The sequence below is a fragment of the Streptomyces sp. ActVer genome, assembly GCF_027270795.1.
Taxonomy (GTDB): domain Bacteria; phylum Actinomycetota; class Actinomycetes; order Streptomycetales; family Streptomycetaceae; genus Streptomyces; species Streptomyces umbrinus_A.
This window is the reverse complement of the sequence record NZ_JAPWHT010000384.1, coordinates 1-10,124: the sequence shown is the minus strand read 5'-3', so window position 1 is coordinate 10,124 and position 10,124 is coordinate 1. Positions and strand designations below refer to the sequence as shown.

General features: G+C 69.0%; 9 protein-coding genes. 7 read left to right on the top strand and 2 right to left on the bottom strand.

Annotated features, from left to right (window positions below):
- Window positions 1–284: 284 nt before the first annotated feature.
- Both O3Q52_RS40615 and O3Q52_RS40610 read right to left on the bottom strand, forming a co-directional pair.
- Entirely contained in the window at window positions 285–2,867 is a 2,583-nt protein-coding gene (locus tag O3Q52_RS40615; protein WP_269653575.1) for an ABC transporter permease, read from the bottom strand.
- On the bottom strand, window positions 2,864–3,652 hold the full coding sequence (locus O3Q52_RS40610; RefSeq protein WP_055613522.1) for an ABC transporter ATP-binding protein: 789 nt from the start codon (window positions 3,650–3,652) through the stop codon (window positions 2,864–2,866). Before O3Q52_RS40610 ends, O3Q52_RS40615 begins: the two co-directional genes overlap by 4 nt.
- Window positions 3,653–4,123: 471 nt before the next feature.
- On the opposite strand from O3Q52_RS40610, the gene O3Q52_RS40605 reads away from it, so the two are divergent.
- The 7 genes from O3Q52_RS40605 to O3Q52_RS40575 all read left to right on the top strand — a co-directional run bounded on the left by O3Q52_RS40605 (window position 4,124) and on the right by O3Q52_RS40575 (window position 10,088).
- Window positions 4,124–5,629, top strand: a complete 1,506-nt coding sequence (locus O3Q52_RS40605; protein ID WP_269653578.1) for an MFS transporter — start codon at window positions 4,124–4,126, stop codon at window positions 5,627–5,629.
- 53 nt (window positions 5,630–5,682) lie between these two features.
- A complete protein-coding gene (locus O3Q52_RS40600; protein ID WP_269653574.1) occupies window positions 5,683–5,985 on the top strand; it encodes a hypothetical protein in 303 nt (100 codons plus the stop codon).
- Between the two features lie 174 nt (window positions 5,986–6,159).
- Window positions 6,160–6,282 carry a hypothetical protein gene (locus O3Q52_RS40595; protein WP_269653573.1) on the top strand — a complete coding sequence of 41 codons (123 nt, stop codon included), beginning with the start codon at window positions 6,160–6,162 and terminating at the stop codon, window positions 6,280–6,282.
- Window positions 6,283–6,566: 284 nt separating this feature from the next.
- The gene (locus O3Q52_RS40590) at window positions 6,567–7,391 is read left to right on the top strand and encodes a helix-turn-helix transcriptional regulator (protein ID WP_269653577.1); all 825 of its coding nucleotides are present in this window, start codon (window positions 6,567–6,569) and stop codon (window positions 7,389–7,391) included.
- Window positions 7,378–7,665 carry a DUF397 domain-containing protein gene (locus O3Q52_RS40585; protein ID WP_269653572.1) on the top strand — a complete coding sequence of 96 codons (288 nt, stop codon included), beginning with the start codon at window positions 7,378–7,380 and terminating at the stop codon, window positions 7,663–7,665. Before O3Q52_RS40590 ends, O3Q52_RS40585 begins: the two co-directional genes overlap by 14 nt.
- Window positions 7,666–8,010: 345 nt before the next feature.
- Entirely contained in the window at window positions 8,011–8,484 is a 474-nt protein-coding gene (locus O3Q52_RS40580) for a DUF485 domain-containing protein (protein WP_269653571.1), read from the top strand.
- A 26-nt stretch (window positions 8,485–8,510) separates the two neighbouring features.
- Complete coding sequence (locus O3Q52_RS40575; protein WP_269653576.1) at window positions 8,511–10,088, top strand: cation acetate symporter; 1,578 nt, start codon at window positions 8,511–8,513, stop codon at window positions 10,086–10,088.
- The last annotated feature ends 36 nt before the right edge of the window (window positions 10,089–10,124 follow it).

Below are 10,124 nucleotides of genomic sequence, written 5' to 3'. Positions count from 1 at the left end.
TCTGGGGCTCCGCCCCCGAACCCCCAAAGACTGCGCAGTTCCCCGCGCCCCTAAAGACCTAGGGGCGCGGGGAACTGCGCGCCCAGCAACAGCCGGACCCGCACCCGACAACACACCCCACGGGGTCTGGGGCGGAGCCCCAGAAGGACGGGAATGGGTAGGGGCGGCGGGGGCGAAGAACACGCCAGAGCCCGGCACCCGCAAGTCCGGAGACTCGCCGGTGCCGGGCTCTTCCCCCGTGACCCCCGTCCACGGTGGCTCTGAGGCGACCGCCGCTACCGCGGCTATTCCGTCGCGATCGCGTTCAGCACGTTCATCCGACCCGCCCGGAACGCGGGCACAAGCGCGGCGAACAGTCCCACGAAGGCCGAGCCGATGAAGACGCCGATGATCGTCGGCCAGGGGATCTCCAGGACCTTCAGGCCCTCCAGGGCGAGGAGCTGCTGGGCGGTGGCACCCCAGCCCATGCCCAGCCCGAGGCCCAGCAGCGCTCCGAAGAGGGCGATGACGACCGACTCCAGACGGATCATGCGGCGGAGCTGACGGCGGGAGAGCCCGATGGCACGCATCAGGCCGATCTCACGGGTCCGCTCCACCACCGACAGCGCCAGGGTGTTCACGACACCCAGGACCGCCACGATGATCGCGAGGGCCAGCAGACCGTAGACCATGTTCAGCAGCTGGCCGATCTGGTCCTTCAGCTCCTGCTTGTAGTCGGTCTGGTCACGGACCTGGTACTGCGGGTACGGGTCCAGGGCCTTCTTCAGGGCCGTGTACGCCGTCTTCTCCTGGCCCTCCTTGGCCGTGGCGAACATGATGTCGTTCGGCGGGATCTTGTCGGCCGGGACGTACTTCTCCATCGTGGCGATGCTCATGTACCGCGCGCCCTTGTCGATGGCCACGTCGTCGTTCGTGATGGCCGCGACCTTCAGCTCGGCCGTCCGGCCGCCCTTGAAGGCGACGGTCATCGTGTCGCCGACCTTCACGCCGTGCTTCTTGGCGTAGTCGGAGCCGAGCGCCATCGCGTCCTTGCCGTAGGCCGCCGACAGCTCACCGGCGGTCGTCTCGCGGCGCAGGTCGCTCGCGTACGTCGGGTCCGCGGCCGTGACGTCGCTGTCCTCGGTCTTGCCGTCGGGCGAGGTCAGCTTGGCCTCGACCTCCTTGTAGCTGGTGACGTGCGCCAGGCCCGGCGTCGACTCGATGGCCTTCTGGGCCTGCGGCACGATCCGCTGGTTGCCCTGGACGATGAAGTCCGTGCCGACCGACTTGTCGAGCTCGTCCGTCGCGGAGGCCACCATCGAGGAGCCGACCACGGAGAGGCAGGCGACCAGCGCGAGGCCGATCATCAGGGCCGCGCCGGTGGCGCCGGTGCGGCGCGGGTTGCGCAGCGCGTTCCGCTCCGCCAGCCGTCCCACGGGCCCGAAGCCGCGCAGCAGGACCGCGCTGATGGCCCGGACCACGACGCCGGCGAGCAGCGGGCCGATGATGACGAACCCGATCAGCGAGAGCACCACACCGGCGCCGAGCATCATCGAGCCGTCCGCGGCCTTGTCGGCGCCGGCCGCCGTGAAGAGCGCGGCGCCGCCGGCTCCCGTGAGGAGGAGGCCGATGATCCCCCGGATCCAGCCGGCCTTGCCGTCGGCCGGCGTACCGGCGTCGCGCAGCGCGGCCATCGGGGAGACCTTGCCCGCGCGGCGGGCGGGCAGATAGGCGGCGAGCACCGTGACGACGACACCGAGGACCAGGCCGATGACCGGGGTCGTGGTCTTCACCGTCAGGTCGGCGGTGGAGAGGTTCATGCCCGCCATCGACATGAGCTTCATCAGGCCGATCGCGATACCGACACCCGCGGCGACACCCAGGATCGAGCCGATGACACCGAGCAGCAGCGCCTCGACGAGCACGGACCGGTTGACCTGCTTGCGGGAGGAGCCGATCGCCCGCATCAGGCCGATCTCACGGGTGCGCTGGGCGACCAGCATCGAGAAGGTGTTGATGATCAGGAAGATGCCGACCAGGAAGGCGATTCCGGCGAAGCCGAGCATGGCGTACTTGATGACGTTCATGAACTCGCCGATGCCCTCGCGGTTCTCGTCCGAGAACTCCTTCTGCGTCTGGATCTTGTACGCCCCGGTGGCCTTCTCGGCACCGGCGAGCGTCGTGGAGACGTTCTGCTTGAGCTGCGTGTCGGAGACGCCCTGCGCCGCCGAGACGTAGATCTGCGTGAACCGGCCGGTGGCGCCGAGCAGTTCGCGCTGGGCGGTGGCGGTGTCGAAGTAGACGACTGCGGCACCGGGGTTGGTCACCTTGAAGGTGGCTATGCCGACGATCTTCGCCTTGAAGTCACCGGTGACGGCGATGGTGCGCAGCTCGTCACCCATCTTGAGGTTGTGCTTGTCCGCGGTGTCGGCGTCGACCATCACCTCGGTGGGCCCACGCGGGGCGTGCCCGGAGGTGATCTCCATCGAACGCAGGTCGTTCTTCGTCCAGTTGCCCGCGATCGTCGGGGCGCCGGTGCTGGACCCCATGTTCTTGTTCTTGCTGTTGACGACGGTCACGTTCATCGAACTGACCGCGCCCTCGGCCGACTTGACGCCCTGCGCCTTCTGGGCCCGAGTGACGGCCGACGCGGGCAGGGACTCCGGCTTGCCGTTCTGCGGGGTGTCGTCGGCCTTGGCCGACTTGGGGGAGACCGTGACATCGGACGCGGTGGTCGCGAAGAGCTTGTCGAAGGTCGTGTTCATCGTGTCGGTGAAGACGAGCGTGCCGCACACGAAGGCCACCGACAGCAGGACGGCGACGGCCGACAGGGCCATCCGCCCCTTGTGCGCGAAGAAGTTGCGCATCGAGGTCTTGAAGACGGTCATGACGTGCGCCCCCGGGCGTCGAAGTCCTTCATGCGGTCCAGGACGGCGTCCGCGGTGGGCCGGTACATCTCGTCGACGATCCGGCCGTCGGCGAGATACAGCACACGGTCCGCGTACGAGGCCGCCACCGGGTCGTGTGTGACCATCACGATGGTCTGGCCGAGCTCGTCGACCGAGCGGCGCAGGAAGCCCAGCACCTCGGCGCCGGCACGGGAGTCGAGGTTTCCGGTCGGCTCGTCACCGAAGATGATCTCGGGCCGGGCGGCGAGCGCCCGGGCCACGGCGACGCGCTGCTGCTGGCCGCCGGAGAGCTGGTTGGGCCGGTGCTTGAGCCGGTCCTTGAGCCCGACGGTCTCCACGACCTGGGCCAGCCAGCCCTTGTCCGGCTTGCGGCCGGCGATGTCCATCGGCAGCGTGATGTTCTCCAGCGCGCTCAGCGTCGGCAGCAGGTTGAACGCCTGGAAGATGAAGCCGATACGGTCCCGGCGAAGCTGCGTGAGCTTCTTGTCCTTGAGGCCGGTGATCTCGGTCTCGTCCAGGTAGATCTGCCCGGAGGAGACGGTGTCGAGCCCCGCGAGGCAGTGCATCAGCGTCGACTTGCCGGAGCCCGAGGGGCCCATGATCGCGGTGAACTGGCCCCGCGCGATGTCCACGTCGACCTGGTCGAGGGCGACGACACGGGTCTCACCGGACCCGTACGCCTTCACGACCTGCCGCGCCCGTGCCGCGACGGCCGTACGTCCTCCAGTGCTGCCGTGCCTGGGAATGGTTACAGCCGATGTCACGGTATGTCTCCTAAGTCGGACGCCCTTGAGGACGACGGGATCTGCGGTTGTCGTGTACGTGGTTCGGTCGCGCCGTGCGGTCGCGCCGAGCGGTGTTCATTCGCGCCGTTCGGTACTGCGACAAGTCTGGTGGCGGCGGGTGGTCCACCGCGCTGGTGCCCAGCGCAGTCTTCTGCTGGGGTAAACCCCACCCCGGCAGGTGCGGTACACCGCCCCCCAGCGGCATAAAGCCAGGTTAAGGAGCGGTTCGGCCCGTCTCCTCCTCCGGCAGTACGAACCCTCCCCGGGCCGTAGTACGGAGAGCCCCCTAGGTGATCTCCACCTGCCGGTGGCCCCCCTCTCAGGGACGCCTCCACCCACCAGCCCGGTCAGCGTCCACCCTCCCGCCACGTGAGGGCCAAGTGGGAGAGTGGCCTCCGGCAGATAGATGCAGGGGGAAGGAATCCAGTGGGCCAGGGGGAAGACACCGAGATACCCGCCGCGAAGGAGGACGAGCCCGCCGCCGCGCGGGCCGGGGCCCGCCCCCGCCGAGCCGTCGTCGCCTCCCTCATGCTCTGCATGGGCCTGGCCGCGCTCGACTCCACGATCGTGTCGACAGCCGTCCCGCAGATCGTCGGTGACCTGGGCGGCTTCTCCGTCTTCTCGTGGCTGTTCTCCGGCTACCTGCTGGCCGTGACGGTCACCCTGCCCGTCTACGGCAAGCTCTCCGACACCTTCGGCCGCAAGCCGGTCCTGATCGCCGGCTCGGTCCTCTTCCTCCTCGGCTCCCTGCTCTGCGCGCTGGCCTGGAACATGGCCGCGCTGATCGCGTTCCGGATCGTCCAGGGCCTCGGCGGCGGCGCTCTCCAGGGCACGGTCCAGACCCTCGCCGCCGACCTCTACCCGCTCGAACAACGCCCCAGGATCCAGGCCAAGCTGTCCACGGTCTGGGCCACCTCGGCGGTCGCGGGCCCGGCGCTCGGCGGAGTGCTCGCCACCTACGCCGACTGGCGCTGGATCTTCCTCATCAACCTGCCGCTCGGCGCGGTCGCCCTCTGGCTGCTGATCCGCCACCTCCACGAGCCCCAGCGCGAACGGAAGACCACCGAGCGTCCCCGCATCGACTGGGCCGGCGCTCTCACGGTCTTCGCCTGCGGCGGCGTACTCCTGACGGCCCTGGTCCAGGGAGGAGTGGCCTGGCCATGGCTCTCGCCGCCCTCAATGGCCTTGTTCGGTACGGGACTTGCCCTGATCGCCGCTCTGGTCCTCATCGAACGCCGGGCCGCCGAACCGATCATCCCCGGCTGGGTCTGGCGCCGCCGCACCATCGCCGCCGTGAACCTGGCACTCGGCGCGCTGGGCCTCCTGATGGTCGCCCCGACGGTCTTCCTCCCGACGTACGCGCAGTCGGTGCTCGGCCTCGCCCCGATCACCGCCGGATTCGTGCTCTCCGTATGGACGTTGAGCTGGCCGGTCTCGGCGGCCCTCAGCCAGCACGTCTACCGTCGCATCGGCTTCCGCAACACGGCGATGCTCGGCATCGGCACGGCCACGCTGATCCTCTTCGCCTTCCCCTTCCTCCCGTACCCCGGCGAGGCCTGGCAGCCCACGCTCCTGATGCTCCTGCTCGGCGGCGCGCTCGGACTCTTCCAACTCCCGCTGCTCGTCGGCGTCCAGTCGACCGTCGAGTGGAACGAACGCGGTACGGCGACAGCCTCCGTACTCTTCTGCCGCCAGACCGGCCAGACGATCGGCGCCGCCCTCTTCGGCGCGGTCGCCAACGGCGTACTGGCCGCCCGGCTCGGCGGCGCGGGCGACCTGGACTCGGTGACCAAGGCGCTCGGCTCCGGCGCCCCCGGCGAACACGTACGCCGAGCGGTCGCGGAGGCCGTCCACGCTGTCTACTTCGGAGCGGCCTGCGCGGCCGGACTCGCCTTCCTGGTCCTCCTGTTCGTGGCACCGCGCCGCTTCCCGGTGCTCAAGAACCCCGGGGACTGAGGGGCACGACGCGATCTACAATCGCGGCCGACCAGTTGGGGGATCAGGGGATCATGCAGGACTCCGTACACAGCAGACGTACCCGCAGTGGCAGACGTGGCGCCCGCGCAGCCGCCGACGCGGTCGGCGCACTCGCAGCCGTCACCGTACGCACGGGCTGCGACATCGCCGTCGGAGGCGAGGGACTTGCCGCCGAGGCCCAGCAGCCCACCTCGGCGCCCTCGGAGCGGGCCATCGGCCCCGACGGGCTCGGCCCGTTCAAGGTCGGCATGGCCGGAGTGGCCAACCGCGACCAGCTGTTCCAGGCGCCGGTCCAGGTCGTCGTACTCAAACTCAAGGCCGAGCAGAACTGCTGACCCCGAGATGACCCCGTGGGGTCGTCCCCGAGCGCACGCCCCGGGTACGGCCCTCCTCGCGCAGGACGCCCGCCATCGGCCCGCCCAGGGCGAGGCGGCGGTCCGGACGAACATCCCGGTCGTACGGGATCGCCGCGCGTCCGGGGGCAGTTACCTCGCCCCGAACGTACGACCGTGCCCTTCACGATCACGGCGGGCAGCGGGGTGAAGCGCCGGACGGACCACCGCCTGGCCTTCACGGCAACCCTCGACGGCGACGAGGTGCCGCCGTCGGTGTCGTTGGTCCAACTCAAGTGAGGGGCCCGCATTTGGGGCACTGGCACGGCGGAAAGCGCCCCGGCGACTCGATCGGCGGCGCCTCGCGACCGGGTTCGTACGTCACCTTCGGGCTCCAGGTCCGCCCGCTGTCCCGGGAGACCCGCAGGGTGAGGTACGGACCAGGAACCTTGTAGTCCGTCGCGTCCATGCACTGCCGCCTTTCACTGTCTGTGTCGATCAAGACACAGAGTGGCGTCACGGTGGGTACGCTCGAAAGACAGCGGAGCGTGACAAGCAAACCTGCACGTACGGGAGTTGCACGGATGGCGATCGAGGACAATCCGCAGTCTCGGGTGAAGTACGGCGAGGAACTGCGGCGGCTCCGCGAGGCGGCGAGCCTCACACAGGAGGAGCTGAGCCAGCGGGCGGTGATGTCACGCACGCACATCGCCCACATCGAGGCGGGGCGGCGCCGGCCGGACGTGGATGATGCGCGGCGGCTGGATCAAGTGCTGGGCACGGGTGGGTTCTTCGTGCGGTTTCTGCCGACGCTGGATGGCAGGAAGGTTGCGGAACACTTCGCCGAGGCAGCGGAGTTGGAGCTGCAGGCCACCGTCATCAGGGAGTACGCCAGCACACTGGTACCGGGTTTTCTACAGACGGAGGCCTACGCCCGTGAGGTACTCAGCTCTGGACACCCGGCCAAGAGCAACGAGGAGCGTGACAGGCTCCTGGTCACCCGCCTTGAACGGGCCCGCATCCTGGACAACTTCGACTCACCGCAGGTGTGGATGCTGTTCGGCGAGGCAGTGCTGCGGCAGATGATCGGCAGCCCGGCCATCATGTGCGAGCAGCTTCGTCACATCATGGCGCTGGGTGAGAGCCGCCGCATCCGCGTACACGTACTCCCTTTCCGGGTCGGAGCCCACGCCGCCCTCGAAGGGCCGGTCAAACTCATGTGGTTCCAGGACCTCCCGCCCGTGGCATACGTGGAAGGCTTGAAGTCCGGCCGGGTCTGGGAACTCCCGTCCCTGGTGCGGCAATGCGAAGAGGTCTACAACCACGCGCTGGGCGATGCGCTGTCGCACCGTAAGTCCCTGGCGTTGATCAGATCCGTCGCGGAGGATTACGACCATGAAGCGCAGTAAGCACACGATCCCGGACGCCTCGGTACTGCCTGCGTGGCGAAGGTCCAGCTACAGCGGTGAAAGCGGTGGCAACTGCCTGGAAGTCACCGACCCCACCGCCTACGCGGCCTGGCGCAAGTCGAGTTACAGCGGGGGCGACAGCGGCGAGTGCCTCGAAGTGAACGACTCCGCCCTCCCCGCCCGCATCCCCGTCCGCGACAGCAAGAACCCGGCCGGCCCCGCCGTCACCTTCTCCGCCCCCGCCTGGACGGCCTTCGTCACCATCCTCGGGTGAACCACGTACTGAAGCCTCGCGGGCGTCATACCACCTGGACCTACGGGTTGGAGAGTTGCCCGTAGGGCTTCACCTTCACGTCCACCCGGGCCGAAACTCCGAGTTGACCCCTAACTTCCCTTGGCCGAACCCGAGTTGACGACGGACAAATCAGGAACAGAAGCACTACCCACGTAAACGTGGTTAACGGCGGTAACACCCGAGGTCAGCGAAGTAAGCGCATACCGACCAGACAGTTTGGCGAAACCCTCGCGCAGGCCTGCTACCTGCGAGTAGCGTGCGTCCTCGCTCACCCCCCGCTCCCTGCGGTCCGCACCGGGCCCGAGCCACGCAAGGAGAACCGGGATGTCTTACGACTCGTCCCCGTCGTACCCCGTTCCGCCGCACCATCCGCCCCACGACTCGTCACCGTCCTACTCGACGTACTCCACGCAGCCGACGTATCCCTGGGCGCCGCAACAGCCCGAACCGGAGCCCGCCAGACAGCCGAACCGGCATCGCCACACGGCTCTCGGGCACCACAGCGACCTGCGGGTGCTGCGCACCGCCTACCGCTGGCAGCGGCGCGTGGCGACGCTGACCGCGCTCGGCTACTTCACGCTCTTCCTCGTCCTGTCCGCGTGGGCGCCGGCGTTCATGACGAGGGAGGTGGCCGACGGGCTGCCCCTCGGTCTGATGCTGGGGCTCTTCCAGGTGCCCGTCACCTGCGTGGCGATCGCGCTGTACGAGTACACGGCCCGCCGGGGCGTGGACCCGATCGCCGAGCGACTGCGGAAGCAGGCGGAGCTCGACACCAAGCGGGCGGAGGCGGGCAGGTGACCGGCTTCAGCAGTTCCGCCCAGGCGATGTCGCTCGTGGCGTTCACGGTCGTGGCGACCATCACGCTCCTGCTGTGCGTGATGACGGGCCCGGACCGGGACGACCTCGACGAGTTCTACACGGGGTACGGCTCCCTCTCCCCCATGCGCAACGGCCTGGCCATCGCGGGCGACTACATCTCCGCGGCCACCGTGCTCGGCACGGGCGGCGTGATCGCGTTCTTCGGGTACGACGGGGTCGTACTCGCCCTCAGCACGGCCCTCTCCCTCATGCTGCTGATGTTCCTGCTGGCCGAACCCCTGCGGAACGCGGGCCGGTTCACCATGGGCGACGCGCTGGCACGGCGGATGCCGGGCCGGGCGGTACGCATCACGGCGTGCGCGGCGACGCTGGCCGCGCTGCTGCCGCTGATGCTGGTCCAACTCGCCGGAACCGGCGATCTGCTGGCGTTCATCCTCGGCTTCTCCAGCGAAGGGCTGAAGACGGGCTGCATCATCGGGCTCGGCGCGCTGATGATCAGCTACGCGGCGATCGGCGGCATGAAGGGCACCGCCCTGATCCAGATCCTGAAGATCGTGATGCTGCTCGGATCGGGCGCCGCCATCGCCGTACTCATCCTGAACAAGTTCGACTGGAACCTCGGCGGCCTGTTCGGCCAGGCGGCGCAGAACAGCGGGGCCGGGTCAGCGTTCCTGAGCTCGGGGCTGCAGTTCGCGGGTGGGCCCAACCCCCGCCTGGACATGATCAGTTCGGAGCTGACGGTGGTGCTTGGCGGGGCCTGTCTGCCGCACATCACCATGCGTATGTACACGGCGGGAAGCGCGCGCCAGGTACGCCGTTCGATGTCCTGGGCGGTGCCGGCCGTGGCGCTGTTCGTGCTGATCATCACGGTCGTCGGGTTCGGGGCGACGGCGCTGATCGGGCGGGAGGCGATCGCGGCGGAGGACCCGCAGGGCAACACGGCGTATCTGCTGGGCGCGCGCGCCGCGTTCGGAGCGGACGTCTCGACGGCCGAGACGCTGCTGTTCACCACCGTCACGGCGGCGATCTTCCTGACGGTGCTCGCCTCTGTCGCCGGGATGATCCTCGCCTGCGCCAACTCCCTTGCCCACGACGTCTTCGCGCACGGCAGGAAGCAGTTGTCGCCGCGCCGGGAGATGACGCTGGCGCGGGCGTCCGCGGCGGCGGTCGGCATCCCGGCGATCCTGCTGGCCACGCTGGTCCAGCACCACAGCCTGCAGCCGCTGGTGACGCTGTCGTTCTGCCTCGGCGCGTCCGCCATAGCGCCGGCGCTCGTCTACAGCCTGTTCTGGCGGCGGTACACCCGTGCGGGGCTGATGTGCACGCTCATCGGCGGCTCGGTGAGCACGCTCGTTCTGATGACCGGTACGAATCTGGTGTCCGGGTCGCCGATATCGGCCTTCCCCGGCCATGACTTCACCTGGTTCCCGTTCACCACGACCGGGATCGTCTCCATTCCGCTGGGGTTCCTGTTCGGCTGGCTCGGCACAGTGGCCTCCGGGCGGGGGGCGGCTGAGGAACAGCGGAAGCAGTACGAGGCTGTGGAGGGGTGGATTCTCGCGGGGGCCGTCCGGCGGGACTGAGGGGGCGGGGGCTGCGGTGTGTGTTGCCTGCAGGCC